The organism is Rhodanobacter sp. UC4437_H4, from assembly GCF_052978425.1.
Genome location: NZ_CM129673.1, coordinates 1,079,222 through 1,105,594, shown reverse-complemented (window position 1 = coordinate 1,105,594; position 26,373 = coordinate 1,079,222). Strand labels below are relative to the sequence as shown.

Here is a 26,373-nt window from a genome sequence, read left to right as displayed (position 1 = left end):
GACAGAGTAGCCGAGGTTTGCGGAAATGGATGCCCGATTTTCTCAGGCCACGCACAGGCCGGTTCACCGCCCCTGCGGCCGATTGGACGTCCATCCATACCTTCCACGTTCGCATTGTCCCTGGCAGCTTTTGGCTCTCCGGCCGGCTGTTGCGGTCCCATCCGGGAAAGCTCACCATGCGCGACGTGCGCGAGTGCCTTGTCGTACTCGACCGCATGAGTGTGCGATGGGGTAGTGAGGGGAAGTACCAGTTTTGGGGCAGGCACGAACGCCGCCGTTTGCCTGGATGTCCGGCTGGGACACCGGCGCCTGTGCCATTGGACTCACCTGTGCTCTCGGCACCGCGACCCACTCGGTGACCGAGCCCGGTTGAGCCATCCGTTGTGGAAAGAACCAATCGGGGATGCCATGACCACGAATCACGCGCAGGCGCTTGACCTACCCACCAGTCCGAACCTCATGGCGGCCGTCGACCGCTGGATCTGGGTCTTCATGGCGGCGTTCTTCATCGCCATCACGCTGACCGGATTCGTGCCGGACTCGCTGCAGAAAGTCGCCATGGTCCGGGCCGGGGCAAGGCCGCCGTTCCCGCCGGTACTGCATGTGCATGCCGTGTTGATGGGCTCGTTTCTGGTCTTGCTGCTCGTCCAGTCCTGGCTGATGGCGACCGGCCGGCGCCAGCGGCACATGCTGCTGGGGCGCCTGGCTTTCGTGCTGGTCCCGGCCATCATCGTCACCGGTTTCCTCCTGGTCCCGACGATTTACCGACAGGTCTGGAACGGGGCGCACGTCGCGCCGTCGCCGGTGCGTGAACAGCTCCAGCAGACGCTCCTTTTCCTCGACAACATCGCCTTGCTGCAGCTGCAGGCCGGCATCCTGTTTGCCGTTTTCATCTGGCTCGCCTTGCGTGCGCGACGCACCGATCCGGACTTCCACAAGCGGATGATGTTCCTGGCCATAGCCTTGCCGCTGCAGGCGGCGATCGATCGCATCGGCTGGTTGCCGTCGATCCATCCCGGTCCGTTCTCGACCGACCTCTACACGCTGCTTGCGGTGTCGCCGCTGTTCCTGTGGGACGTGGTCAGGCAGCGCCCGGTGCAGCGGGTCTATCTGATCTGGCTGGGCCTGTTCCTGCCGGTGGCTGTTGCCGTCAACCTGTTGTGGGACATGCCGGGCTGGCACGCGCTGGCGCCGAAGGTGCTGGCGCCCTGACGGAGGCCGGCGCGGTCGCGACGCATCGCGCGGGTAACATCTGAAGCGCGGGACGCTCGACGCGTGGTCCGCCGAGTCGTCCATTGCGTTTTCCTGTCCTCCGGAGGCATGCATGTCGCGAGTGTTGCTGTGCGGTGCCACCGGCTTGGTCGGGCGCGAGGTGCTGCGGATGGCGCTGGATGATGCCGCCGTCACCCGGGTGGTGGCGCCGACGCGGCGGCCGCTGCCGGCGCATCCCAAACTGGTGAACCCCGTGGTCGACTTCGAGCAGCTGCCGGCCGATGCCGCGTGGTGGCAGGCCGATGCGGCGATCTGCACGTTGGGTACCACGCTGCGCGATGCCGGCTCGCCCGCGGCGTTCCGGCGGGTGGATTTCGATTACGTGCTGACGTTTGCGCGACTGGCGCGGGCCGGTGGCGCGCAGGCCTTCGCACTGACCTCGTCATGGGGTGCCGACGTGGCATCGCGCTACTTCTACCTGCGCATCAAGGGCGAGGTGGAGCAGGCGGTGCAGGCACTGGGTTATCCCTCGCTGACCGTGCTGCGGCCCTCGCTGATCGGCGGCGAGCGCGAGCGGCGGCGGCTGCGCGAGCAGCTCGGCATGCGTGTGCTGCAGGCGCTGGCGCCGATCGTGCCGCGACACTGGCGCATCGTCCCGGCGCCGCGAATCGCGCAGGCATTGCTGCAGTCGGCGCTGGCGATGACCCCCGGCTGCGCGGTGATTTCCCCGGAGCAGTTGCTGTCGCCGGCATGAAGCGGCGGGCGCCGGCCTACAGCGGATGCTGGCGATAGAACAGCTCGAGTTGCCGGTAGACCTCCGGCAAGTGCTCGCGCAGGTTGGCCGGAGCCTCGAAAAACTGCTCGCTGCACACGGCGAAGAACTCGGCCGGGTTTTCCAGCGCGTACGCGTCGATCGGCAGCTCGTCGCCGTTGTTGCGTGCCTGCTTGAGGCGATGCCATGCGTCGGAGAACACCTGCGACCACCGCCTGGCATCCATGCGCCGGTGCAGTGGCGGGAAGCCGTTCGCCTCGCCGTTGAGCATGTCGAGCTTGTGCGCCATCTCGTGGATGACCACGTTGTGGCCGGGCTTCTTTCCGCTGTCCAGCACTTCCGCCCACGACAGGATGACCGGACCGCGGCCCCACGCCTCGCCGGCCAGCAGGCTGTGGCCCTGGTGGACCACGCCGGCGGCGTCCACGTGCTGGCGCTGCGGCATGAATGCATCCGGGTAGACGATGATGCTGTGCCAGCCGTCGTACCAGTCCATGCCCAGTTTCAGGATGGGCATGCAGGCATGCGCCGCCAGCAACACGCGGTCGACGTCGCCCAGCGGCAAGCCTTCCACCGGCTCCAGCGATTTGCGTTCGAGGAACAGCGTGGCCAGCACGCGCAGCGCAGCCTGGTCCGACGCGCCCAGCCGGCGCGCGGCGGTGCAGCGTTGCAGCGCCTCGCGCCAGAGCGCTTCGGCGATCGGGCGCCGGGTGACGGTGCGCCGTGCGCGCCAGTTGCGGAAGATGTCGAACATGGCCACATGCTGGAGGGGGAGCTCCGGAACATCTGGGCCGTCGCGCCGTTACTCAAGCGGGCGGGCGATGCATAAGCACGGGCGGTGCGGCGATTCAGACCGGCGCGGGGTGCGCTTCCAGCGTGGCCTCGAACTCCGCCGGCGGCAGCGGGTGGCCGATCAGGTAACCCTGGAACACGTCGCAGCCCTGGGTCAGCAGGAACTGCCGTTGCGCGATGGTTTCCACGCCTTCGGCGATCACTTCCAGGCCCAGGCCGCGGCCCATGCCGATGATGGTCTGCGCCACCATCGCGCCGTTGGCGTCCTCCGGCAGGCAGGCAACGAAGGACTGGTCGATCTTCAGCTGGTCCAGCGGCAGGCGCGAGAGATAGGTCAGCGAGGAATAGCCGGTGCCGAAGTCGTCCAGCGAGATGCGGATGCCTTGCGCACGCAGCGCGGTGAGCTTGACCGCCGCCTCGGCGAGGTCGTCCATGATCGTGGTTTCGGTGATTTCCAGTTTCAGCCGCGACGGATCGGCACCGGTGGCCGCCAGCGCCTGGCACACGCCGTCCACGAAGTGCGGCTGGGCGAACTGCCGCGCGCTGACGTTGATCGCCAGGGTCAGCGACTGCGTGGCCGGCCGGCTCGACCAGGCCACCAGCAACTCGCAGGCGCGCTGCAGCACCCAGTCGCCCAGCGGCAGGATCAGCCCGCTCTCCTCGGCCACCGGGATGAACACGGTGGGCGATATCGCCACGCCGCGGCGCGTCCAGCGCAGCAGCGCTTCGGCGCCGAGCACGCGGCCGTAGCGGTCGACCTGCGCCTGGAGGTTCAGTGCCATCGCGCCTTGGGCGATCGCGTCGCGCAGGTCGTGCACGAGGCCGTCGCGCTGCGCCAGTTCGGCCAGCATCTCCGGCTCGAAGCGGCATACCTGGTCGCGGCCGGCCGCCTTGGCGCTGTACATCGCCAGCTCCGCCTCGCGCAGCGCCGATTCGGGCGTGTCGTGGCCGGCCGCCAACTCGGACCAGCCGATGCTGGCGGTGATCGTCACCGGCGCGTCGCTGGCCAGCCGGAACGGCTCGTGCAGCGCCTCGCGCACGCACTCGGCGCACTCGCGGGCGCGCTGCGCGCGTTCGCTGCGGTTGCTCCGCTCGCACGGCAGGGCGAGCGCGAACGTGCCGCCGCCCAATCGCGCCAGTACGCAGCCGTCTTCCAGCAGCCGGCGCAGGCGCTGCGCGATCAGGGTCAGCAGGTGATCGCCGGCGGCGTGGCCGCGCAGATCGTTGACGCGCTTGAAGTGGTCCAGGTCGACCAGCAGCAGCAGCGCGCGAAAACCTTCGGCCTGACCCAGCAGGTGCTTGAGGTGGTTGCGCAGGAAATGCCGGTTCGGCAGATCGGTGAGCGGGTCGAAGAAGGTCATGTGGTCGACGCTGGCGTGGGCCTCGCGCTCGCTGGTCAGGTCGACCATGGTGCAGACGCGGTGGGTGACCTGGCCTTGCGCGTCGGCGACTGCCGAAGTGGCCGCGCGCACCACCCGCGGCTGGCCGTGCTTGACCTGGATCCAGCGCTCCTCCTGCCAGAAGCCGTCGGGGCCGAGCTGCTCGTGGTGCTCGTGCGCCGGCGCCTTGTCGTCGCGGCGCGCCCAGACCTGCGACGAGGGCTGCCCCCGCACCTCGTCCATGCGATAGCCGGTGAGCCGGGTGAACGCCTGGTTGACGCGCTGGATGGTGCCGTGGGCGTCGGTCACCATCAGCGCCTCCTGGGCCTGGAAGGCCACCGCGGCCAGGCGCAGTTCGCTGTCGGCGCGTTTGCGCTCGGTGATGTCCTGCGCGTAGAGGATCGCGTAGAGCGCCGCGCCGTCCTCGTCGTGGATCACCGAGCAGTCCAGTTTCGCGGGAAAGCGACGCCCGTCGCGGGTGATCTGTTCGGTTTCCCAGACCAGGTGCGCGAGGCGGTCGGCCTGCGCCCATTGTTCGTGCTGGCGGGCAAGGACGTCGGGCGGGAACAGTGCGTCGACAGGCGTGCCGACCATTTCCTCGGGCGCGTAGCCGCGCTCGCTGGCGAACACCGGGTTGACCGCGGTCAGCAACCGCGTGCGCGAGTCGCAGATGGCCACGCCGAAGGCGGCGTTCTGGAACGCGTGCGCCCACAATCGCAGTTGCGCCTCGCTGTGCAGGCGCCGGGTGACGTCGCGCGCCACGGTGAGCACGCCGTGGATCGCGCCGGTGGGATCGTGCAGCGGCACCTTGCTCAGTTCCAGTTGCCGGCTGTCGCCGTCCGGTGCCTCGTACGGCACGATCGCATTGCTCGGCTGTCCGTTCGACAGCACGCCCTGGCTCATCGAGCGCGATGCGGCGGCGAAGCGCGTGTTGCGCTCGTCGAAGGCGTCGAACGTCGTGCGGCCGAGCAGCGATTCGCTCGTGCGCCCGAACAGGCCGCAGGCGCGGTCGTTGCAATCGGTGAGCACGCCCTTGCCGTCGCTGACCCACATCGCGTCCGGGCTGGCGTCGAACAGGGCGCGCAGGTTGCGCTTCTGCGCGCGCAGCTCGCGGGTACGCACGGCCACCGTGCGGCGCAGCGACCATACCCACAAGGCCAGCAACACGGCCAGCGCCAGTCCCACGATCAGCGCGATGCGCGCCGTCCGCGCGAAAGGTTGCGACATGGCGGGACGATCCAGCCAGCGCTCACGCAGGGCGGCGCGTTCGGCCGGCGTGATCATCGCCATGCCGCGCTCCACCGTCTGCAGCATCGCGCCGTTGCCCGCGCGCACGGCGCGGCGGGGCTGGCCGGTATAGAGGATGTAGGCGAGGTAGAACTTGTCCAGCGCGGCGTAGCGGTAGAGGTAGTAGTTGGCCGGGTTGGTGTCCATGCAGAACACGCCGATGTTGCCGCCGACCGCAGCCTGGATGATCTCCTTGTAATTGGTGTATTCGTGCAGGTCGGTGATGCCTTGCCTTCGCATGTGTTCGGCGCAGGCGTCGCCGCGCTCCACCGCCACGGGAAAGCCGCGCAGGCCGGTGCTGTCGGCGATGCCGCGGATGCTGCGCGCCACGTAGATGCCCACGGCCTGCTTCGCGTACGGTGCGGAGAACTCGTACAGGGGCACGCGCTCCGGCGTGAGGTAGATCATGTCGATCACGTCGGCCTTGCCGGCCAGCAACTCCTTCTGCGCCTCGCTCCAGGCCATCGGCTCCAGCTCCACCTGGATGCCGGTGCGCTGCTGGAACAGCCGCCACATGTCGACTTCGTAGCCCTGCGGCTTGCCATTGCCGTCGAGGAACAGGAAGGGCGGGTAGTTGTTGTCGGTGACCACGCGGATGCGCGCGGGGGTGGGCGACATGGCGGCGGACGTCGAGGCGCTCGGCGGCGGCGACGCGGCCACTGCCGCAAATGCCGCTGCCAGGCCACAGAACGCTCCTCCGATGCATGCCGTGCGCCATCGCTTCATGCAGATGCCTCTTGCGGTCGCGGCCCCCCTTGCGAAGTTCAACCATACCCCAATCGGCGCGGTCCGGCGCAGGCCGGCCCGGTTCGCCGCGGGGCATCTCTGCCTTGTAGCGGCGTCGCCGGGAATCTCTTGAACATGGCGCGCATGCCGTGCGCGTGAGTCGGCGGCTGTTCCGGCCTGGCGCCGAGGCCAGCTAGCCGGTGCCGAACCCGGCGGTGCGCCGCCTGGCCGCGGTCATCCGCCGCCGCATCGCCGGCAAGGGCCATCTGCTCGACGTCTCCCCGCAGCTTTGTTTCAAGGCGTACCTGCATGCCGAGAGTGCGGCGACGGTGCCACGCCACGAAACGCTGTCGCAATTTGCGGCGCGACGGTGTTCTTCCGTGAGGACAGCTTCTGTCGAACGGAGGATGCACCCATGAACACGACATGCGCGATCGCCTTGCTGGCGCTTTCACTGGAACTGGCCCCGACCCCCGCCGCGGCCGCGCCGCCTGCTGTTGCTGCCGTGCAGCTCGCGCCCGGCGACCTGAAATGGATGCCGGCGCCGCCGGTGCTGCCCAAGGGTGTGCAACTGGCGGTGCTGAGCGGCAATCCGTTCGCGGAAGGGTTCACCACCTTGCGCCTGAAGATCCCGCCGCACACCGTACTCGCGCCGCACTGGCACCCGACCGCGGAGGGTTTCACCGTGCTGCAGGGAACCTTCCACATCGGCATGGGCGACCAGGTGGACAAGGCCGCGGCCAAGGCGCTGCCGGCGATGAGCTACGCGTCGCTGCCGGCGATGCACCACCACTACGCCTATACCGCGGACGAGGGCGTGGTCATCGACCTGAGTTTCTACGGGCCGTTCCAGATCCACTACGTGCATCCGGCCGACGATCCGTCGCGGGTGGCCGCGACGAAGCCCTGACGGCGGATCGCGCGGCGTCCTAGATGCCTGCGTGGTACGGTCGGCCGGCCACGCAGTTGTCTACTTCCCGCTGGCTGATGTGCGCGTAGGGCCGCAGGTTCACCACCGCTTGCACCATCCGGTCCTGGCGCTGCACCACGTCAGCCAACGCAGCGCAGAATTCGGGCGAGTGGGACAGAGCGAGGCCTTGCTGCTCCAGTTTGTTCTCCATCTTGTCCAGGCGGCCGGTCATCATCGCGAACACGGTCCTGGCCATGACGTGCCGGGTCATGTGCGCGGCCTTGTCCAGCGAGAGATCCACCAGCGCGATCACCGCCTCGCGGTAGCGCAGCGCCTCGGCCTTCTGCGCAGCGGAGAGCGCCAGCGGATCGTTGCCGATCTTCACCGCGCCGGAGGCGTCGATGCTGGCGTCGGGATGGCCCTTGGCGTTCATGCCCAGCGGCTCGCGATGCACCTCGGCACGCGCCGATTCGATCTCGCGCGTGGCCACGCCCGAGCAGCCCGTGCCAAGCATGGCCACGAGGATGAGGAGGGCGCCAGCCAGGCGCGGTCGATTTGCCTGAAACATGCGGGATTCCCGGGGCGGTTACTGCAGCACTTTTTCCGCGTCGACGATGGCCACGCCCTGCATCTGGCCCAGCAGGCTGTCGAACCACGGCTTGTGGGTGGCGCCGACGATGCACAGCACGCGGGCACCGGGACGTTCGCGAAATGCCGCGCGCACGTTGGCCACCATGCGCAGGTTGCGCGTCTCCCAGCCGGCGACGTAGATGCGCGCCAGGTGGCCGGGCGACTCATCGCGCATCGCCGCGCCCATGTCGGCGTCGATCTGCCTGCGCAGGACCTCGGGCCGGTTGATGAAGCGGTACAGCGCGAGCATGTCGCCGCGACCGGTGAGCGTTTCCTGTTGTCTGCGATCGGCCGCCACTTCGCCCGCGCTGGCGGCCCAGGCATGGCGGATCGCGTTGGCGTAGGCGGGGACGTCAGGCACGTCCACGTTGTCGCCGGAGTGGTCGTCGACCGGGTACACGCGTTGCAGGCCCAGCCGTGCGGCGAGGCGCGCGGCGATCTGCAGGTCCTCGCCGTTTCGCGTCTGCAGTTCGCGCAGGCGGGTGGCCAGCGCATCGTCCAGGCCATCGCCGGCGTGTCGTTCGGCCTGTGGCAACTGCAGCCACTGGGTCAGCGCCGAGGCATCGTCGCCGCTGGCGAGAAACAGCGCGGCCAGGTGCCGGCGCTGCGCCGCGTGCGGCCGTGCCGGCCAGTGTGCGAGCGACTCCTTCACCGCGGCCACCGCAGCGGGAACGTCCAGGCCGGTGGCTTTCTTCGCCGCCGTGGTGTCGCTGCAGTAAGTCGCGACGTCTTGCGCCGCGTAGAGCGCCGGGTTGCGCTTCATCATCGCGCAGCTTTCGCCGGGGATCGCCTCGACGGTGATGATGTCGGGCCTGAACTTGGCCAGCTTCGCCAGCACCGGCTGCAAGGTATCGGCCTTGAACCCGTCGGGCATCTGCGACAGGTGCACGCTGCCCAGCACCAGCACCTGCGACGACGGACCGGCCATGCCCTGGTCCAGCCCGGACAGGTCGACCTGCGCCAGCGCCGTGCCCGACCACAGCAGCGCCGCCAGCAGGCCACAGCTCGTCCATCGATTGGTCATGCGTCGCTCCGTGGCAGCAGGTGTGGGGAAGTATTGGCGCCGGGCCCGACCTCGCCGGCCATTGCATCGGCGCGACCGCGCGCCGCCGTCACGCCATGGTGCGGGCATGCACCGACACGGGCACGTGCGAAAAGTCACGAGGGATGTCGGGAGCGCCGCAGGAAAAAAAAGCGAGGTGCGCGGCGTGGGTTCATTCCGCACGGCAGTGTGCAAATAGGAATGACGCCTGGTGGGTATCACCTGACCCGGGGGAACGCGGTAGCGGGTCATTCGCGCCCCGGTTCGCGGCGCGTGGACGTGCGGCGGCCGCGCTGCGGCGCGGTCGCGGTGCCGTTGCGTGCTGGCATGTCGCTTGCTGGACATGGCGTCGGGGGCGGGCGATCGGACTCCGGCGGCGGGCAGGCCGCCGGGTTCCAGTTGTCGCAGCCGCCTTCGCCCGGGCAACCGGCAATCCAGCGCAGGAGGCTTCTTCATGGCCACGACTCGCAAGATCACAAGCAACGCCAACAGGGGCTCGGCCAAACTGTTCGCCCTCAAACCGCACGATCACGCCGGCATCGCCAAGGCGCTCGGCGTGGCACGCGGCGATTACGAAGTGAAGTGGTGGTGGAAATACGGACAGCCGGCGATCGACCTGATCCAGGCACAACTGGAGGTCAACGCCAAGCAACTCGGCCCGGTGGTCAGCCAGCTGATGCGGCTGAACGGTCCGACGCTGCAGGTCAGCGCATCGTGCTTCCCCTACGGCATCCCGGTGCCGGAGTGGTTCCGGCTCGAAGTGAATATCCGCAACGCCGGTCGCTAGAGGCCGACTGATGCATCCAAGCGGCCGGGAGCCATCGCCCGGCCGCCGTTGCCTTGCCGCGAGAACGTCATGGGCCCGACCGGCGACGTCGTCAACGTCATCCAGATCCACCCCACGCTGCGCTGCAACCTGCGTTGCCGGCATTGCTACTCGACCTCCGGTCCGGAGCAGCGCGGCGAGCTGGACGTGGAGCTGCTCGAGCGATTCCTCGCCGACGCAGCGGGGGAGGGTTACAACGCGATCGGCATGTCCGGCGGCGAACCGCTGACCTGGAAGCCGCTGCCGCGCCTGCTGGCCTGCGCGCGGTCGCTGGGTTTCGCCACCTCGGTCACCAGCAACGGTTTGCTGCTCGATGCGCGGCGGCTGGCGCAATTGGCGCCGCATCTCGGGCTGCTGGCGATCAGCCTCGATGGCGTGCCGGAGAGCCACAACCGCATGCGCAACCGCGCGCATGCGTTCGAGCAGATGCGCGCCAAACTCGACCTGCTGCGCGCGGCCGGCGTGCCGTTCGGTTTCATCTTCACGCTGACCATGGACAACCTGCCCGAGCTGGATTGGGTCGCCGGCCTTGCCGCGACCGAGGGTGCGCGGTTGCTGCAGATCCATCCGCTGGAAAAGGTCGGCCGCGCCCGCGAGTACGAGCTGCGTCCGCCGGACGACCTGGAGCTCGCGTACGGGTTTCTCGAAGTGGCGCGGCTGCAGCGGCAGTACCACGGGCAGCTGACCTTGCAGTACGACGTGGCCGATCGCCAGCTGATCGCGCGCGAACCTTGCCGTGCCTTTGCCGGCCCGGCGGTGACCGCGGACGTTGCCGTCGATGCGCGGCTGGCCGCGCTGGTCTCGCCGCTGGTGGTGCAGGAGGATGGCTGGGTGGTGCCGATCCAGCACGGCTTCGCCACCACCCATGCGATCGCGCGACTCGATCGCGGCCCGTTCCGCACGCAGGCTGCGCGCTGGAAGCGCGAACGCTATCCGCGCTTCCGCCATCTCGCCGAGCAGGTCTGGGCCGGCATGCGCGACGCGCCGGAGCACCTGCCGTTCACCAACTGGTATGCCGCGATCACCACGGCCAGCGCGCATCGACCGGCGCGGCGGCCGCTGACGACGCCGGTGCGGTTGACGGCCTAGGCGAACCTTCGGGGGACGACATGCGCAGATGCATCACCATGGGGTTGATCGCGGGCCTTGCCTGCCTCGGCAGTGTCGATGCACTGGCGCAGCCGCCAGCGCAATCGCTGCAGCAGTTGCACAAGCACGAGGCATTGGTGCCGGTGGCGAAGGCGGCGAGCAGCGTCACGCATGTGTCTGCCCCGAGTGCGGAGCAACACGTGGCGTTGAGTGATGCGATGCTGCACGTAGTGGCGGGGCAGCCGCCGCTGCCGGCGTCGGCAACCACCACCAGGCCGGCCGCCGTACTCAGCCCGGCTGCCGCACGGGCGGCGCAGAAGTTCCGTCTCGACCCGCTGGCCCTGAGCAGCGGCGAGGTGAAGGCGGTGTCCGGCAGCCATGTCGAAGTGGTCAATCCCGATACGGTTGCCGAACAGGCACGGCCGGGTTCGGTCTTCGTCACCCGCACCGGTACCGGCGCGACCCGGGTGGCGCTGTCGGCGCCGCTGCGCGCGGCGCTGCCGGCCGGGGCGCAGACATCCGCCGTGCGGCTGGGTTATGTGGTGAGCGCCACCACCGGGGCGGAGGCCAGCCCGGTGCGGCTGGCTGCGCTCATCGCCGACAACACCGGGCTGGTGCTGGACGCTGCGCATTCCGCCTGGCGCGGCGGCTTCTCGGTGGCGCTGTCCAATCTCGACGATCCCGCCGATCGGCGCCCGCTGAACACGCCGGTAACCGTGGCGATCACCGCGGCCGGTGCCTCCGACGTGACGCCCGCGCCGCTCAGCATCGCCGACGTCGGGCGCTGGCATGCGGTGCGCGTGACCGTGCCGGATTTCCCCGGCGATCGCTACCACGTGTCGGTCAGCGCCGACCCGCAGGATCGCGGCAACGCGATCGACCTGCCGGTGGTGAAACCCACCATCGAGGTGATCGCCGCCAACCCGCAGATCGCCGGCTGGGGCATCGGCCAGACCGCGATCACGCTGCGCGCCCGCGGCCTGGTCACGCCCGACGGCTATCCGGTGACGCTGCGCAACGAGCACGGCTCGCTCGACCCCACCTACGTGAAGCTCGACGCGCAGGGCGTGGCCACCGCGCGGCTGCGCTCTGATTCGGCCAGCTCCACCAGCGTGAGTGTCGCCGACGCCGGCGTGGTTTCCCAACCGGCCACCGTGGTGTTCACCGCGCCGTGGCTGTTCCTGGCCGCGGCTGTTGCCGGCGGTCTCCTCGGTGCGTTCATCCGCGGCAAGGGGCGCCGCCGAGCCTGGTACGCGTTGGCGATCGGCGTGGCGTCGGCGATCCTGATGACGCTGGCCTACGCAGTCGGCATCGACTGGGTCAGCCGCGCGCTGCCGTCGGCGCACCTGGCCACCTCCGGCGAGGCGGTGATCTTCGTGCTGGGCGCGATCGCCGCGCTGCTCGGCGTGGGCGTGCTGCTGCCGGCGGGTGGGGGAGGGAAGGACGCTTGATCGGGGGGCGCAGACGGCGGCGATAATGACGGGACTCTCCTGTGCGAGGCGCCGCGATGTCCGTTCGATCCGACGAGGCCGCTGCGAGCCCGTTGCCGCGCATCACCGGGCGCAGCAGCTCCCACTACACCCGTCTGGCGCGCATGTTCGCGCTCGAGCTGGACGTGGCCTGCGAGTTTGCGCCGGTGTACGACCTGGCCTCGCTGGACGAGCGCAGCTACACGGGCAACCCCGCCCTCAAGTTGCCGGTGCTCAGTCATGGCGGGACAGTGGTTTTCGGGACCGAGAACATCTGCCGCACGCTGGCGGAGCTCGCCCCGCGCTCCGCCGTGATTCTCTGGCCCGAGAATCTGCGTGACGCGCCGGCGCGCAACGCGCAGGAGCTGGTCTGGCACGCGATGCAGGCCCAGGTGCAGCTCGGTTTCGGCACGCAGATCGCGGGGCTTCCGCCGGACAGCATCTACTTCGTCAAGGCGGCCACGGGCCTGCGCAACGCACTGGCGTGGCTCGACGAGCGGGCGCCCTCGATCATTGCCACCCTGCCGCCGCACGATCTGGGCATGCTGGAAGTGTCGCTGTTCTGCCTGCTCGAACACCTGGCCTTCCGCACCACCGTGCCACTCGCGCCGTATGTGCGACTCGGCGATTTCGCCCGCGTCTTCGGGCAGCGGGCTTCGGCGCGAAGCACGGCTTATCGGTTTGACACGCCCGCTCGGGATTGAAGCGGTCGGCCCCGGCGAAGCGCTGCACCGAGCCTGGCGACGTCAGCTCGCCTCCGCGCGCACCAGCCACACCTCGCCGCGGCGTGCGCGCGGCAGGCCGTTGAACAAGGCGAACCATGGTGCGAGCAGGCGCACGGTCCAGCCCAGCCGGCGGATGCGGCGGAACGGGCTGGAGACGGCGCGTTCGGCGCGGATGGTGAAGCCGGCTTCCTGCAGCGCCTTTTCCAGCACCCACGGGCTGAGCGGGGTGATGTGGCCCTGTTCGCGGTAGTCGATGTCGCGAAACCACTGGAACTGGCCCGTGCGCAGGAACAGCGCCTGCGAGACCGGGTTGGCGATGTTCGGCGTGGACAGCACCAGTTGCCCGCCGACCGGCAGCAGGGCGCGGATCTGCCGCAGCACCTCGCGGGGGTTTTCCAGGTGCTCGACGATTTCCAGCGCCATCACCGCGTCGAAGCCCTGCGGCCATTGCGCGGCGAATGCGCCGTTGAGGTCGGCCGCGACGAAGGGCACGTCGGTCGGCTTGAAGCTTTCGGGAAACAGGTCGCTGGCGGTGACCTGGAAACCCAGGTCGGTCAGCCGCAACGACATCGCGCCGCTGCCGGCCCCGAACTCCAGCACGCGCGCGCCCGCGCTCGCCGCGCCGACCAGCAGTTCGGTGGCCGCCTCATGCAATCCGGGGGCGGCGTAGATCGGCAGGCCCTTGTACTCGCGCATCGGCTGGCCCGCGAAGCCGGTGCGGAAGTTCTCGGCGCGCGCGCTGGCCTGGTCGGCCACGGAGGGATTGGGCATGGGCGTCGTGGTGGGCGGCTGGAGGGTTGAGGGGCGGCGGTCACACGCGCCCGGTCACCGGGATCAGGGCGCCGGTGATGGCGGCGGACTGTTTCGACAGCAGGAACACGATCACGTCGGCCAGTTGCTCCGGTTTGACCCAGCGCGTGAAGTCGGCCTTCGGCATGTCGGCGCGGTTGGGCGGCGTGTCGAGGATGCTGGGCAGCAGCGCGTTGACGGTGATGTCGCGCTCCTTGAGCTCCTCGGCGAGCGATTCGGTGAAGCGCATCACGCCGGACTTGGAGGCGGTATAGGCCGCCACGCCGGCGCCGGCCTTGAGCGCGGACGCGGCGCCGATGTTGATGATGCGTCCGCCGGCATGCAGGTGTTTCAGCGCGGCCTGGCTCGCCGCGACGGCGGTGCGCAGGTTGACCCGGTAGAGCAGGTCCCAGGTGTCCGCGTTGCCGTCGGCCACGCTCTCGTAGCGAAACATGCCGGCGATGTTGACCAGCGCGTCGAGCCCGCCCATGGCCTCGGCGGCAGTGTCCAGCGCGTTCGCCGCGGCGGCGGGATCGGCCAGGTCGACGCCGCCGATGCAGCTGGCCGCGCCGATGCCTGCGCTCGGTGCGGGGGCACGATCGATGGCGGCGACGCGGGCGCCGGCGGCCAGCGCCGCCTGCACCGTGGCGAGGCCCAGGGTGCCGAAACCGCCGGTGACGGCGACGCGCAGGTGGTCCAATTGCATGGTGTTCTCCCGAGGCTGTCCGCCGGACAGGATAGCCTGCCGCGCAGGCCGTACAAAGAAAACGCCAGCCGATCAGCCGAACGGCAGTTCGATCGATGGGCTCTGCGGGGTGAACCAGCGTGCGCCGTCGTCGGTGATGTGCATGTCGTCCTCCAGCCGCACGCCGAACTCGCCGGGGAGGTAGATGCCCGGCTCGTCGCTGAAGGTCATGCCCGTTTCGAGCGCGCGCTTGTTGCCCTGCACGAGGTAGTACCACTCGTGCATGTCCATGCCGATGCCATGGCCGAGGCGGTGGCTGAAGTACTTGTAGCCGGGGCCGTAGCCGGCGTCGACGATGACCTTGCGCGCGGCGGCGTCCACCGATTCCATGGTGGCGCCGGGGTGAGCGGCCTTCAGCGCCGCCTGCTGCGCGCGGTGCACGATGTCGAACACGCGCTTCATCTTGTCGCTGGCCTTGCCCAGCACGAAGGTACGGGTGAGATCGCTCTGGTAGCCGCCGACCTTGCAGCCGTCGTCGAGCATGATCACGGTGCCCTCGCTGATGTGCTGCGGCAGCGGCGAGCCGTGCGGCGAGGCGGTGAACGCGCCGACGTTGACGCTGGCGTCGCCGCGCAGGCCCTGGCGTGCGTAGGCCGCATCCACCAGGGCGGAAATCTGCTGCTGGGTCATGCCCGGCTGCAACGCCTTCCACACCGCGTGGTACACCGCCAGGGTGGCGTCGTTGGCCAGTTGCATCAGCGCCAGCTCGGCCGGGCTCTTGATCGCGCGGCAACCGGCGGTGACCGGCGTGGCGCTGACCAGCTTCACGTGCGGCGCCGCGGCGGCGATGCCGAACTGCGTGGCCGAGCGCAGTTGCTCCTCGATGCCCAGCGTGCCGGTGGCCATGCGCCATTCGGCGAGCACGCCGGCGATCAGCGCGTACGGGCTCTCGAACTCCTGCCAGGTGCGCACGTCCTTCCTGCCGAAGGCGATCTGCTCCAGCGTGCGTTCGCGCTCGAACGCCGGCGTGATGTAGACCGGGTCCCCCGATTTCGGCAGCAGCATGCCGGTGGTGCGTTCGCTGACCCACCAGTGCATGCCGGTGAAGTATTCGAGCGAACTGCCGCCGCCCATGAACACCGCGTCCATCCCGTGCTCGGCCATCAGCCGCTGTGCCTTGCGCAGGCGTCCTTCGCGCTCGGCATCGGTGATCGGCACGGCGCGCGGCGCCACCGGTTCCAGCGCCAGGATCGAGGGCGGCAGTGCACTGCCCGTGTCGCCCGCACTGGCGGTACCGGCGCCCAGCAGCGGCAGCGCAGCGGCGCCCAGCGCGGAGTGTTTCAGGAAGCGGCGTCGCGATGGCTGGAGGGTTTCATCGTGGCTCATGGGTGTTCGCCTGGCATGGAGAATGAAAGGTTCGCACACCCGGCGCGGTCACGCGCGCGCAGGCGGTCGCACGTCGGGCAGGAACACCGCCAGCAATCCCAGTAGCGGCAGGAACGCGCAGACCTGGTACACGAACACGATGCCGTAGTGGTCCGCCACCACGCCGAGCACGGCCGCGCCGATGCCGCCGAGGCCGAACGAAAGCCCGTAGAACATGCCTGACACCATGCCGACGCGGTGGGGCATCATGTCCTGCGCGTAGACGATGATCGCCGGGAAGGCCGATGCCAGCACCACGCCGATCACCACGCTCAAGCCCACCGTCCATGCCAGCCCCACGTGCGGCAGCAGCAGGGTGAACGGCGCGATGCCGAGTATCGACACCCAGATCACCTGCTTGCGCCCGATGCGGTCGCCGAGCGGGCCGCCGAACAGGGTGCCGGCGGCCACGGCCATCAGGAACACCGCCAGCAGATGCGTGGCGGTGGTCATCGACAGGCCGAAATGGTGGATCAGGTAGAACTCGTAGTAGCTGCTGATGCTGGCCAGGTAGAAGAACTTGGAGAACATCAGCACCATCAGCACGCCCAGCGTGCGGCGCACCACCGGCGCGGGGAACGGCGGCTGGTCCGAGGCCAGGCGCTTGCGCACGCGCTCCTCGATGTGTCGGCTGTACCAGCGGCTGACCTGCAGCAGCACCACGATGCCCAGCAGCGCCGCCAGCCCGAACCAGCCCACGTGCGCGCGGCCCAGCGTGAGCACCACGCCCGCCGCCATCAGCGGCCCCAGCGCCTGGCCCAGGTTGCCGCCGATCTGGAACACCGACTGCGCCAGGCCATAGCGCCCGCCCGAGGCCATCCGCGCCACCCGCGAGGATTCCGGATGGAACGCCGAAGAGCCGCAGCCGATCAGCGCCACCGCCAGCAACAGCACCGGGTAGCTCGGCGCCACCGACATCAGCAACAGGCCGGCCAGGGTGAAGCACATGCCGACCGGCAGGGTGTACGGCAGTGGATGCCGGTCGGTGACCATGCCCACCACCGGCTGCAGCAGCGAGGCGGTCAGCTGGAAGGTCAGCGTGATCGCGCCGATCTGGAAAAAGCTCAGCGCAAACTCGCCCTTGAGCAGCGGGTAGATCGCCAGGATCACCGACTGCATCATGTCGTTGAGCACGTGCACGAAACTCACCGCGCCCAGCACGCTGTAGCGCGTGGTCGACAGCGGCGTGGTGGTCGCCGCCGCGATCACCGGCGGCGCGCCGCCCGCTTCGCTGGCGGTGGCGAGGGGGGAAGTGTTCGACACGGTGTCTTTCATGCGGGGAAGCATCACGGGTGGAGGGGTGCCTGCCGTGCCCACGCCGCACGCCGGATCGGGCCGCCGGCCGCACCGGGCAGCGCAGTCACGCGGTCGGCCATCAGCGCCGCTCAGGATACGCCGCGGGTCGCCGTCGTCCAAGCAAATGCCTGCGTCGTGCGCATTCGCATTCCGGCAACCCGTGCCGCGTCACGCGGAAGCCTTGTCGTGGAAAGCAGGTCGCGTGCTACCTGCCGGTACATGGCCGCAGGTTCCTGCGGGCAGGGGTACGCTGCCATGCGCCAGGGCAGTGGTGCTAGTTTGATGCACTTCCCGCCGCATCACGGAGTCGCCCATGCCCGCTCGTCCTTCCGCCCGCTCGTCGGCCATGCGCCGGCTGGCCTGCACTTGCATGCTGGCGACTTCGCTGGCGCTGTTTGCCGGCACCGCACTGGCGCAGCAACAGCGCAGCCTGCAGGTGCCGGACCCGCAGGACACGCCGTACGCCGGCACGATCGCGCTGCATGTCGATGCCAGCGACACGGCGCAGGGCATCTTCCGCGTGCAGGAGACGATTCCGGTCACGGCCGGTGCGCTGACCCTGCTGTATCCGCAGTGGATTCCCGGCGACCACTCGCCCACCGGCCCGATCGACATGCTGGCCGGACTGAAGCTCAGCGCCGACGGCAAGCCGGTGGCGTGGAAGCGCGACAAGTACAACGTCTACGCGTTCCACCTCGACGTGCCCGCAGGCGTGTCCAGCCTGGACGTGCAGTTCCAGTACCTGTCGCCGCGCCGCGGCGGCTTCGAGATCACCGACCGCATGATGGACATGGCGTGGAGCAAGGTCGCGCTGTATCCGGCCGGGCACTACACCCGCGGCATCACGGTCGCGCCCAGCCTCACGCTGGCGCCGGGCTGGCAGTTCGGCACCGCGCTGGAAACCTCGGCGCGCAAGGGCGACACCGTCACGTTCAAGCCGGTGACCTTCAACACGCTGGTGGATTCGCCGGTCTACGCGGGGCGTTATTTCAAGCGCGTGGACCTTGCCCCGGACGGCAAGGTGCCGGTGCACCTGGACATCGTCGCGGATGCGCCGAAGTACCTGGAGATCACCCCGCAGCAGCTGAAGGCGCACCGCGCGCTGGTGACCCAGGCGGTGAAGCTGTTCGGCTCGCAGCACTACGACCACTACGACTTCCTGTTCTCGCTGTCGGACGTGCTGGCCGGCAACGGCACCGAGCACCACCAGTCCAGCGAGAACGGCCTGGACGCGGACTACTTCACCGCCTGGTCCGACACCGCGCCCAACCGCGACCTGCTGGCGCACGAGTACACCCATTCGTGGAACGGCAAGTTCCGCCGTCCGGCGGATCTGTGGACACCGAACTTCAACGTGCCGATGGGCGATTCGCTGCTGTGGGTGTACGAGGGCCAGACCCAGTACTGGGGCTTCGTGCTGACCGCGCGCTCCGGCCTGTGGACGGCGCAGCAGTTCCGCGATGCGCTGGCGATGGTCGCGGCCAATTACGACCGCAACCGGGTCGGCTTCGGCTGGCGCACGCTGGAGGACACTACCAACGATCCCACCGCTGCGCTGCGCGCGGCGCTGCCGTACCGCAGCTGGCAGATGAGCGAGGAGTACTACAGCGGCGGCCAGATGATGTGGCTGGCGGTGGATGCAAAAATTCGCAGCCTCACGCACGGGCGCAAATCGCTGGATGATTTCGCCCGTGCTTTCTTCGGCGTCGACGACGGCAGCTTCGTCACCAGGACCTATACCTTCGACGACGTGGTGGCGGCACTGAACGGCGTGGCGAAGAACGACTGGGCGAGCTTCCTGCACGCGCGCGTGGACACGCTGGATCCCCCGCTGGCCAGCGGCCTGGCAGCTACCGGCTGGAAGCTGGTCTACACCGAGCAGCCCAGCGCCTATGAAAAGCAGTACGAGAGCCGCCCGGAATCGCCGCGGCACATCTTCAACTTCGCCTGGTCGATCGGGTTGACGCTCACCAAGGGCGGCGAGATCAACGACGTGCGCTGGGACGGCCCGGCGTTCAGGGCCGGCGTGAGCACCGGCGCCACCGTGGTCGCGGTGAACGGGCAGGCGTACGGCACCGACGTGCTCAAGGACGCGATCACCGCGGCCAAGGGCAACCAGGCGCCGATCAAGCTGCTGCTGAAATACCAGGGCAGCCTCCGCACCGTGGCGGTGGACTACCACGGCGGGCTGCAGTATCCGCACCTGCAGCGCATCGAGGGCACGCCGGATTACCTCGGCGACATCATCGCGGCACGGAAGTAGAGCCGCGAGCGCGGGTGTAAAGCCCCTCTCCCTCTGGGAGATGGGTTGGGGTGAGGGTTCGGCTGGAGCGAGGAATCCAACCCCAATCGAACCTCATCCGATTTGCTTCAAGAGATCTGGAGGACAGAACCATGAGCCCACGTCACTGGATTGCGATGTTCGCCTGCGCGCTGGCAGTGGGGGTGTCGGTCACGGCATCGGCAGGCACCACACCGCTGCGCGTGATGACCTTCAACGTGCGCGTGCCGGTGGACCAGGGTGCCAACGCGTGGGAGAACCGGCGCGAGCTGATGGTGCAGGTGATCCGCGCGCAGCACCCGGACGTGCTCGGCACGCAGGAGCTGACCGAGGAGCAGGGCGAATACCTCGCCGCGCATCTGCCCGGCTACGCCTGGTTCGGCCAGGGTCGCGAGGGTGGCAGCAAGGGCGAGCACATGGGCGTGTTCTACCGCACCGATCGGCTGGAGGTGCTGCGCTCCGGCGATTTCTGGCTGTCCGACACGCCGGACGTACCCGGCAGCATCACCTGGGGCCAGCCGTATCCGCGCATGGTCACCTGGGCGCGGTTCCGCCTGCGCGATGGCGGCGGCACGTTCGACTACCTCAACACGCACTTCCCCTACCGCGACCAGGACGTGCGCCCGCGCATGCTCAGCGCCGCCGAAATCCTGCGCTGGATCGACCAGCTGCCGGCCGATGCGCGGGTCATCCTCACCGGCGATTTCAACTGTGCGCCGGACACGCCGGTGCACGCGAAGCTGACCGCCGGCTTGCATGACGCCTGGATCGAAGCCGCCACGCGCTCGGGCCCGGCAAGGACGTTCCACAACTTCACCGGCACGCCCGACCGGCGCATCGACTGGATTCTCAGCCGCGGCTTCAAGGCGCGCACGGTGAGCACGGTGACCACGCATGAAGGTGCGCGCTATCCCTCCGATCACTTTCCGGTAGTGGCCGAGCTGGTGGCGACGCCGGCCGCGGTCCAATGAGCGACGCCCGGCCTGCACGAGCCTGCTGGCGGGTGATGCTGTTGGGGCGGGGGTCAGGGATTCGGGATTCGGGATTCGCAAGGTGAAGAGCATCGCCCGCGAGCGGGCTCCCGCGGGGCCCCGGCGGGTTTGAGTCGTCCTGCATTCGACCTGGCGGTGCATTCTTCACGACCGCCATGCCAGCGACGCGAGTCATGTCGCTGACCTGAGGCATGACGACCCGTGAGGCTGACGACTAGAATCGAGCGGCTGTCGCACCGGCGAATGCAGCCTTTGCCCATTCTCCGGCTGACGCAATCGCGTTCGCCCCACCATCGGAACCATCATGCGTTCGACCCTCGGCTTGCGTCTGCTTTCCCTCGTGCTGTGCCTGGCTGTGCCGCTGCCGCTGTTGGCCAAAGATGCGCCCAGCGTGGGCCAGCAACGCGAGGACGTGCTGTTCTGGACGCAGGCGCAGCGCACGGCGCAGTTTCCGCGCATGTACGAGCTGTTTCCCGCTGACCGCGTGGCGCACGGCAGCCACGTGCACGCCTTGCCCGAGGGTGAGCCGCTGGTTCCGCGCTGGGACGCCGCCGGCGTCACGCTGGCCGGCTACATGAGCGAGCACCACCTGGCTGGCGTGATGGTGCTGCAGCATGGCCGCATCCGTATTCAGCGCTACGCACCCGGCTTCGGACCCGCGCAGCGCTGGACGTCGTTCTCGGTGGCCAAGTCGGTCACCTCGACCCTGCTCGGCATCGCGCTGCGTCGCGGCGACATCCACGGCATGGACGACACGCTGGAGACCTACATCCCGCAATTGCGCGGCACCGCCTACGCCAAGGTCACCGTGCAGCAGTTGCTGACGATGACCTCCGGCGTGCGCTGGAACGAGGATTACGACGACCCGCGTTCCGACGTGGCGCAGATGTACCGCAGCGCCTGCGAGAACGGCCAGCCGCACGTGATCTCGTACCTGGCCAAGCTGCCGCGAGCCTGGCCCGCCGGCACGCACTGGAACTACAACACCGCCGAAACCGACCTGCTCGGCATCCTGGTCCAGCGCGCCACCGGCCAGTCGCTGGCGGGCTATCTGTCGCAGACGATCTGGAAGCCGTACGGCATGGCCTCGGACGCGTACTGGCTGAAGGACGAATGCGACGGCAGCGACACCGGCGGCAGCGGGCTCTCCGCCACCCTGGCCGACTACGCGCGCATCGGCCAGTTCATGCTCGACGGCGGCCGCATCGACGGCCAGCCGGTGATCGCCGACGCGTGGCTGCACGGTGCCATGCGCAAGCAGCAGGAGGTGGCCAGCCCCGGCCACGGCTACGGCTACCTGTGGTGGACCGATGCCGACGGCAGCTACGCCGCGATCGGCATCTTCGGCCAGATGGTCTACGTCGATCCGGCGCGGCAACTCGTGATCGTGCAGGTGGGTGCGTGGCCGCAGGCGACCTCGAAGGCGCTGGTAGCCTCGCGTCGTGCCTTCATCAAGGCGGTGCAGCGCGGCGCGGATGCATCCTCCGACGCGCCCCCGTCCCTCAACCGTTCCCGCTGAGGGCAGCCCGTGCAGCGGGCGCCGTCGAAACGCCGCCGCATCCTCATCGCGCATCGCGAGCAACGCGTAGGGCGGGCACCGCCCGCCGGCCTTTCGTGGCACGACCACGGCGGGCGGTGCCCGCCCTACCGCCCGCTTCACCCCTCCACCGTTCGCGCTGAGCGTAGCCCGTGCAGCGGGCGGAGTCGAAGCGCCGCCGTACCCGCTCACCGCCGTATGGCAAGCACCCCGTCCAGCGCCAGCTCCGCCCGGAACCCCGCCTGCTCCAGCCGGCGCGCCACCTCGCGCGGCACGTCGCGTCCGCTGGTCAGCTTGTTCGGGCTGCCGGTGTAGTGGAACAGCCGCCCGCCGCGACGCAACACCCGCGCCAGCTCCCCGTAGAACACCTGCGAGTACAGCTCGCCGGCGATGCCGAAGCGCGGCGGATCATGCAGCAGCGCATCGAACGAGGCATCGGCGAGTTGCCCGATGGCCTGCGACACGTCGGCGTGCTCCATCTGCAGACGACCGTCGCTGGCGGCCGGGTCAGGCGACCACGGGTTGAGCGTGCGCAGCCACAGCACGTCGGCGTTCTTCTCGAACGACTGGACGCGCGCCACGCCGGACTCCAGGCAGCACGCCGCGAAATAGCCAAGGCCGCCGCAGGTATCGAGCACCGCCTTGCCGCGCGGTTCGACCAGCGCCACCTTGCGCTGCGCATCGGCGAGCGGCGAGGCCTTGGCCGTGGGCAGCATCTTGATGCCGTCGATTTCGAACGTGGGCACGCCCCACTCGGTGGGCACCAGCTTGATCAGCGAACCGGCGAAGCGCGCCACCGGCGCGAAGTCATCGCCATCGAAAAAGTAGACCGTGCGCTCCTTCAGCTTGCCGGGGTAGGGATGGAGCGTGTCGCGCCAGCGCCAGCCGTCGGCCAGCAACGCAATCGTGTCGTGGCTGAGGCCCAGGTCGAGCGAACCGGTCCAGGTGGCGGCGCCGGCATCGCGCGCGGCGAGCAGGTCGTCGGCGATCGGGCGGGTCAGCAGCGGACCGTGATAACGGGACAAATGGCGATTCCTGCGCCGGCAAATCGGGCCGGCTGGCCGGGCGGGCAGGTCATCCCGTCACGGTGATGGTACAGGCCCGCGCCGGTTGCCTTGCGGCAGGCAGACGGCCCGGCGGAGGCCGGAAAGGCTTGATCCTTGCCGGCCGCGGCGTATAGTAGCTATACACATGACTACTAATAAGCCAGGCAGCGACATCCTGCACGCGCTGCAGCAGCTCGGCTTCACCGAGTACGAGGCGCGCGCCTATGCAGCGCTGGTCGCCGGCGGCGAGCTCAACGGCTATGCGCTGGCCAAGGCCAGCGGCATTCCACGCGCCAACGTCTACGCGGTGGCGGGCAAGCTGGTCGCGCGCGGCGCGGCCGTGCGGGTCGAACGCACGGCCGGCGCGGCCTATGTCGCCACGGCGCCGAAACAGCTCCTGCGCGATATCGATGCCGAGCGGCGCAAGGCGGTGGGCGATGCCCGCGAGGCGCTGTCGCGGCTGTCGCGCGAGCGTCATCCGCCGATGGCACTGAACCTGCGCGACGACGAAGTGCTGGAGCGCGCCGGACAGCTGATCGAAGCCAGCGCGACCAGCCTGCGCATCGCGCTGCAGCCCACCGAGGCCGCGCACCTGGCCGCGCCGTTGCGTGCCGCACGAGAGCGCGGCGTGGCCATCACCACCTTGTGCCTGGAAGGTTGCGAGGTGGAATGCGGCGGCTGCGTAGGTGACGTCCATCGCTGCGCCATGGTTTCCGGCGGCGCGCGCTGGCTGCTGGTGGTCAGCGACGATCACGCGGCACTGCTGGGCTATTTCACCGGCAGCGGCATCACGGCGATATTCACCGAGCAACCGCTGGTGGTTTCGCTAACGGCGGCCTACATCCAGCAAAGCGCCACGCTGGCGATCCTGGGCAGCGAGCTGGCCGGACGGTTCGAGGGCCTGCTGTCGGCCGAGAGTCGCCGCCTGCTCGACGGCCTGTACCCGGCCGGAGATTTCCTCGCGCACATGCGCGAACTGAGTGACGCCACGCCACGAACGGCGTGACGCGTTTCCATGCAAGAGGAGTGATGACCATGAACATGCGCAAAAACGTATTGGCAGCAGCGTTGGCCCTGGGCGGCATCGCCTTTGCCAGCGTGGCGATTTCCGCCGAAGCCCCGGCCGCGGCACCGCAGGCGCAGATGAACGCGTCGGCGATGAACTGGTTCGGCGGCGAGACTTACCTCGGCGCTCCGGCACTTGATGTAACCGCCGCGCTGGTCAAGGCCGGTGGCGGCGCCGACAACTTCAGCTTCTCCACGGCACTGGTCTCGATGCTGGGCGAAAAGACCGTCAACGCGGAGGTGGCCAAGCTCACCAAGCAGTACGGCCATGAGAACGTGACCAACTTCATCAACGGCATGACCTTCGCCGTCAACGACGGCCTCAAGCGCGCCACCGAAGCCGGCGTGACGTTGCCTGCGGCGCCGGCCGACCTCAAGGGCGCCAAGCTCGCCGGCACCCTGGTCAGCGCCGGCACGGCTGCCGACGGCAGCTGGTGGTCCGGCCTGCTGTTCGACAAGGCACTCTCGCACGACATCCACGTCAAGGTGATGCAGGACATCGACGCCAAGTACGGCCACGGGGCCGACGAGAACACCCACAAGATCCTCAACCAGGCGATGTACGACGTTGCCCAGGCGCTGAAGGCGAAGAACGTGAAGCTGGCCTCATTGCACTGAAGGCTTTCCACGGAATCGATGCAGAAACGGAGGCACAGGCCTCCGTTTCCCTTTTCAACCCGGCGCGTCGCCGGTGGCTTCAGCGCTCACCGGAACCGGCAGCCGCAGCCGGGTCGCTGCCGCGAAACGGAATCGGCGCAGCGGCATCCACCGGCAGCGTCGGGTGCGTGCGGCCCAGCGTGATGTTCTTGCTGGCGCGGACCTGGTGGTTCGCGTAAGTCCAGATCTCGCCAGTCTGGGTAATGAACACCGTCCAGTAGAGATCGGATTCCGGGCCGTAATCGATCAGCACATGGGCAAAACCATCGCCCTTGGGCGTGGTCATGGGGATCGGCGGATCGAGTTGCAGCATGGCCATGGGCACGGGTTTCGCGAGTCGTGGGTGGAGCGGCGCGCTGCCGGACCGGGGAGGTCGGGGCAGGCGGCTGGACCGGCGCCACAGGCATGTACCGCTGCAGCGGTCGTCGACACCATGCGCGCGCCATCGTCGACACGCCGTGAGCGGCGGCGTTCAGCCTTCCAGATGCTCCCGTTTGCCGAGGTCGGCGAGCAGGCCTCGGGCGAAGTCGAATGCGCGCGCCGCCAGGCTGCCGGCGGCCTCCCGATACACCGCATCGCCCACGCCGATGCGCAACACCATCAGGTTCGGATCGTCGCGCCGGTCAGGAAAAGCACCTTCTGCGAGAGCTTCCACGGCTCGTCGATGGTGCCCGCATCCCGATCCATGCGCGCGCTCGCGCACCGGCGCGCGTGGTGCGCATGGCGACCTCGATGCCGCCGATCAGCTCGCCCAGCTCATGCAGGTCGGGGGCGCGTGGCGCGACGTTCTTCATGGGAAGCTCGGCACCGGGAAAACCGCAGCATCGCGCCGCGGCCTTCAAGGGTGCACGGTGCCTCGGCATGGGGTCACTCCGCGGCCGACATCACCGCCTTGAGCTTGTCCTGGTCCATGTACTGTTCGAGGTCGGCCATGCCCTTGGCAACCTCAGGGTTCGAGAACAACTCCCTGCCGGCCACCTGTCCGAGCATGTTGAAGGCCGCGCCCACGGCGCCGCTCCCCTCGTACTTGACGGCGGCCTGCATCTCCTTCTTGCAAGTCACCGTCAGCAGCGTCTCGAACAGCTGCGCCATGTCGATGTTGAACTGCTTGCGTTGCGCCGCGGGGATGGACACGTAGCGCGAGACCGCCGGGTTGAGTGACATGGCGGAGAACATCCAGTTGACCAGCACGGCCTTCTGCTCGGACGTCGTGCGCGATACCAGGCACTTCGAAAGATCGTCGGTGTACACGCCGGCCGAGGCCGGTCGAGGTGCAACGGCCATGAGCGTGAACAGCGCCGGCGCCAGCAGGGTGGCAGTACGTCGATCCCTCATCCTTGTGATCTCGCTTGAAGTCGGTAATGGGTCGGTGGCGCGAGGCCTCGCACGCAACCGTCGGAAAGGAGAGCGCAGCCCTGCCGCGACGCCGCCGGCCGTGCGCCCGCGGCGCGCTGGAGAGCAACAGGGGAGGTCCCCGCGAGCACTATAGCCGCGGGCACGGGCCAGGCGAAGCACACGTACTTGACCCGATAGCCCGTACCATTCGTGGGGGGCGAGGTGCCGGCGAAAACACGAACGTGATCCGTCAGTGCTTGCCCAAAGGCTGCAACCGGGCCACCTTCGACGACGCCTTCATCCAGCACATCGAAGACAAACCCGGCAACCGCCCGCGGAAGCGGCTAGGCTTTCGCACGCCGCAAGAAGTGTTCGAGCGGTCGTTCAAGCGCGCTGCACTTCGGAG

The 26,373-nt window shown here is 68.9% G+C and carries 26 protein-coding genes; 13 read left to right on the top strand and 13 right to left on the bottom strand.

Features of this window, described 5'->3' with window-relative positions:
• Positions 1 to 408 precede the first annotated feature (408 nt).
• Positions 409 to 1,212, top strand: coding sequence for a hypothetical protein (locus ACVCL3_RS05310; protein WP_447100636.1), 804 nt, complete (start codon positions 409 to 411; stop codon positions 1,210 to 1,212).
• 112 nt (positions 1,213 to 1,324) lie between these two features.
• Positions 1,325 to 1,966: an NAD-dependent dehydratase gene (locus tag ACVCL3_RS05305; RefSeq protein WP_447099282.1), complete on the top strand. Its 642-nt coding sequence runs from the start codon at positions 1,325 to 1,327 to the stop codon at positions 1,964 to 1,966.
• 16 nt (positions 1,967 to 1,982) lie between these two features.
• Here ACVCL3_RS05305 and ACVCL3_RS05300 read toward each other — a convergent pair whose 3' ends face one another.
• Complete coding sequence (locus ACVCL3_RS05300; RefSeq protein ID WP_395117418.1) at positions 1,983 to 2,738, bottom strand: M90 family metallopeptidase; 756 nt, start codon at positions 2,736 to 2,738, stop codon at positions 1,983 to 1,985.
• Between the two features lie 94 nt (positions 2,739 to 2,832).
• Positions 2,833 to 6,060, bottom strand: a complete 3,228-nt coding sequence (locus ACVCL3_RS05295) for an EAL domain-containing protein (protein WP_447100635.1) — start codon at positions 6,058 to 6,060, stop codon at positions 2,833 to 2,835.
• A 308-nt stretch (positions 6,061 to 6,368) separates the two neighbouring features.
• On the opposite strand from ACVCL3_RS05295, the gene ACVCL3_RS05290 reads away from it, so the two are divergent.
• The gene (locus tag ACVCL3_RS05290) at positions 6,369 to 6,587 is read left to right on the top strand and encodes a DUF4865 family protein (protein WP_447100634.1); all 219 of its coding nucleotides are present in this window, start codon (positions 6,369 to 6,371) and stop codon (positions 6,585 to 6,587) included.
• Positions 6,584 to 7,078: a cupin domain-containing protein gene (locus tag ACVCL3_RS05285; protein WP_447099280.1), complete on the top strand. Its 495-nt coding sequence runs from the start codon at positions 6,584 to 6,586 to the stop codon at positions 7,076 to 7,078. Before ACVCL3_RS05290 ends, ACVCL3_RS05285 begins: the two co-directional genes overlap by 4 nt.
• Before the next feature lie 19 nt (positions 7,079 to 7,097).
• On the opposite strand, the gene ACVCL3_RS05280 is transcribed toward ACVCL3_RS05285, so the two are convergent.
• Both ACVCL3_RS05280 and ACVCL3_RS05275 read right to left on the bottom strand, forming a co-directional pair.
• Positions 7,098 to 7,646, bottom strand: coding sequence for a hypothetical protein (locus ACVCL3_RS05280; protein WP_447100633.1), 549 nt, complete (start codon positions 7,644 to 7,646; stop codon positions 7,098 to 7,100).
• Positions 7,647 to 7,664: 18 nt separating this feature from the next.
• Positions 7,665 to 8,732 (bottom strand): DUF5694 domain-containing protein, encoded by a 1,068-nt coding sequence (locus ACVCL3_RS05275; RefSeq protein ID WP_447100632.1) that lies wholly within the window; start codon positions 8,730 to 8,732, stop codon positions 7,665 to 7,667.
• Positions 8,733 to 9,204: 472 nt separating this feature from the next.
• Between ACVCL3_RS05275 and ACVCL3_RS05270 the strand changes: the two genes are divergently transcribed.
• From ACVCL3_RS05270 to ACVCL3_RS05255, 4 genes are all read left to right on the top strand, one after another.
• Complete coding sequence (locus tag ACVCL3_RS05270; RefSeq protein ID WP_447100631.1) at positions 9,205 to 9,537, top strand: hypothetical protein; 333 nt, start codon at positions 9,205 to 9,207, stop codon at positions 9,535 to 9,537.
• A 69-nt stretch (positions 9,538 to 9,606) separates the two neighbouring features.
• Positions 9,607 to 10,665, top strand: a complete 1,059-nt coding sequence (locus tag ACVCL3_RS05265; RefSeq protein WP_447100630.1) for a radical SAM protein — start codon at positions 9,607 to 9,609, stop codon at positions 10,663 to 10,665.
• Between the two features lie 20 nt (positions 10,666 to 10,685).
• On the top strand, positions 10,686 to 12,116 hold the full coding sequence (locus ACVCL3_RS05260) for a hypothetical protein (RefSeq protein ID WP_447100629.1): 1,431 nt from the start codon (positions 10,686 to 10,688) through the stop codon (positions 12,114 to 12,116).
• Positions 12,117 to 12,208: 92 nt separating this feature from the next.
• Complete coding sequence (locus ACVCL3_RS05255; RefSeq protein WP_447100628.1) at positions 12,209 to 12,838, top strand: glutathione S-transferase N-terminal domain-containing protein; 630 nt, start codon at positions 12,209 to 12,211, stop codon at positions 12,836 to 12,838.
• Between the two features lie 42 nt (positions 12,839 to 12,880).
• Here ACVCL3_RS05255 and ACVCL3_RS05250 read toward each other — a convergent pair whose 3' ends face one another.
• From ACVCL3_RS05250 to ACVCL3_RS05235, 4 genes are all read right to left on the bottom strand, one after another.
• Positions 12,881 to 13,630, bottom strand: coding sequence for a class I SAM-dependent methyltransferase (locus ACVCL3_RS05250; protein ID WP_447100627.1), 750 nt, complete (start codon positions 13,628 to 13,630; stop codon positions 12,881 to 12,883).
• Between the two features lie 40 nt (positions 13,631 to 13,670).
• Entirely contained in the window at positions 13,671 to 14,354 is a 684-nt protein-coding gene (locus ACVCL3_RS05245; RefSeq protein WP_447099273.1) for an SDR family NAD(P)-dependent oxidoreductase, read from the bottom strand.
• Positions 14,355 to 14,426: 72 nt separating this feature from the next.
• The gene (locus ACVCL3_RS05240; RefSeq protein ID WP_447099272.1) at positions 14,427 to 15,719 is read right to left on the bottom strand and encodes a M24 family metallopeptidase; all 1,293 of its coding nucleotides are present in this window, start codon (positions 15,717 to 15,719) and stop codon (positions 14,427 to 14,429) included.
• A 48-nt stretch (positions 15,720 to 15,767) separates the two neighbouring features.
• Complete coding sequence (locus ACVCL3_RS05235) at positions 15,768 to 17,021, bottom strand: MFS transporter (RefSeq protein ID WP_447100626.1); 1,254 nt, start codon at positions 17,019 to 17,021, stop codon at positions 15,768 to 15,770.
• Positions 17,022 to 17,400: 379 nt separating this feature from the next.
• Here ACVCL3_RS05235 and ACVCL3_RS05230 point away from each other — a divergent pair, with 379 nt between their 5' ends.
• The 3 genes from ACVCL3_RS05230 to ACVCL3_RS05220 all read left to right on the top strand — a co-directional run bounded on the left by ACVCL3_RS05230 (position 17,401) and on the right by ACVCL3_RS05220 (position 21,846).
• A complete protein-coding gene (locus ACVCL3_RS05230) occupies positions 17,401 to 19,317 on the top strand; it encodes a M61 family metallopeptidase (RefSeq protein ID WP_447101567.1) in 1,917 nt (638 codons plus the stop codon).
• A 131-nt stretch (positions 19,318 to 19,448) separates the two neighbouring features.
• Positions 19,449 to 20,306: an endonuclease/exonuclease/phosphatase family protein gene (locus ACVCL3_RS05225; RefSeq protein WP_447100625.1), complete on the top strand. Its 858-nt coding sequence runs from the start codon at positions 19,449 to 19,451 to the stop codon at positions 20,304 to 20,306.
• Between the two features lie 325 nt (positions 20,307 to 20,631).
• The gene (locus ACVCL3_RS05220) at positions 20,632 to 21,846 is read left to right on the top strand and encodes a serine hydrolase domain-containing protein (protein WP_447100624.1); all 1,215 of its coding nucleotides are present in this window, start codon (positions 20,632 to 20,634) and stop codon (positions 21,844 to 21,846) included.
• A gap of 206 nt (positions 21,847 to 22,052) precedes the next feature.
• Here the strand turns inward: ACVCL3_RS05220 and ACVCL3_RS05215 are convergent, their stop codons facing one another.
• Positions 22,053 to 22,889, bottom strand: a complete 837-nt coding sequence (locus ACVCL3_RS05215) for a class I SAM-dependent methyltransferase (RefSeq protein ID WP_447100623.1) — start codon at positions 22,887 to 22,889, stop codon at positions 22,053 to 22,055.
• A gap of 166 nt (positions 22,890 to 23,055) precedes the next feature.
• Between ACVCL3_RS05215 and ACVCL3_RS05210 the strand changes: the two genes are divergently transcribed.
• A complete protein-coding gene (locus ACVCL3_RS05210) occupies positions 23,056 to 23,916 on the top strand; it encodes a TrmB family transcriptional regulator (protein WP_447100622.1) in 861 nt (286 codons plus the stop codon).
• 29 nt (positions 23,917 to 23,945) lie between these two features.
• On the top strand, positions 23,946 to 24,593 hold the full coding sequence (locus tag ACVCL3_RS05205; protein ID WP_447100621.1) for a hypothetical protein: 648 nt from the start codon (positions 23,946 to 23,948) through the stop codon (positions 24,591 to 24,593).
• A gap of 79 nt (positions 24,594 to 24,672) precedes the next feature.
• Here ACVCL3_RS05205 and ACVCL3_RS05200 read toward each other — a convergent pair whose 3' ends face one another.
• The 4 genes from ACVCL3_RS05200 to ACVCL3_RS05185 all read right to left on the bottom strand — a co-directional run bounded on the left by ACVCL3_RS05200 (position 24,673) and on the right by ACVCL3_RS05185 (position 25,967).
• Positions 24,673 to 24,951, bottom strand: coding sequence for a hypothetical protein (locus ACVCL3_RS05200; RefSeq protein WP_447100620.1), 279 nt, complete (start codon positions 24,949 to 24,951; stop codon positions 24,673 to 24,675).
• 153 nt (positions 24,952 to 25,104) lie between these two features.
• Positions 25,105 to 25,233 carry a hypothetical protein gene (locus ACVCL3_RS05195; protein WP_447100619.1) on the bottom strand — a complete coding sequence of 43 codons (129 nt, stop codon included), beginning with the start codon at positions 25,231 to 25,233 and terminating at the stop codon, positions 25,105 to 25,107.
• 22 nt (positions 25,234 to 25,255) lie between these two features.
• Complete coding sequence (locus ACVCL3_RS05190) at positions 25,256 to 25,426, bottom strand: hypothetical protein (protein WP_447100618.1); 171 nt, start codon at positions 25,424 to 25,426, stop codon at positions 25,256 to 25,258.
• 73 nt (positions 25,427 to 25,499) lie between these two features.
• The gene (locus ACVCL3_RS05185) at positions 25,500 to 25,967 is read right to left on the bottom strand and encodes a hypothetical protein (RefSeq protein WP_447100617.1); all 468 of its coding nucleotides are present in this window, start codon (positions 25,965 to 25,967) and stop codon (positions 25,500 to 25,502) included.
• Between the last annotated feature and the right edge of the window lie 406 nt (positions 25,968 to 26,373).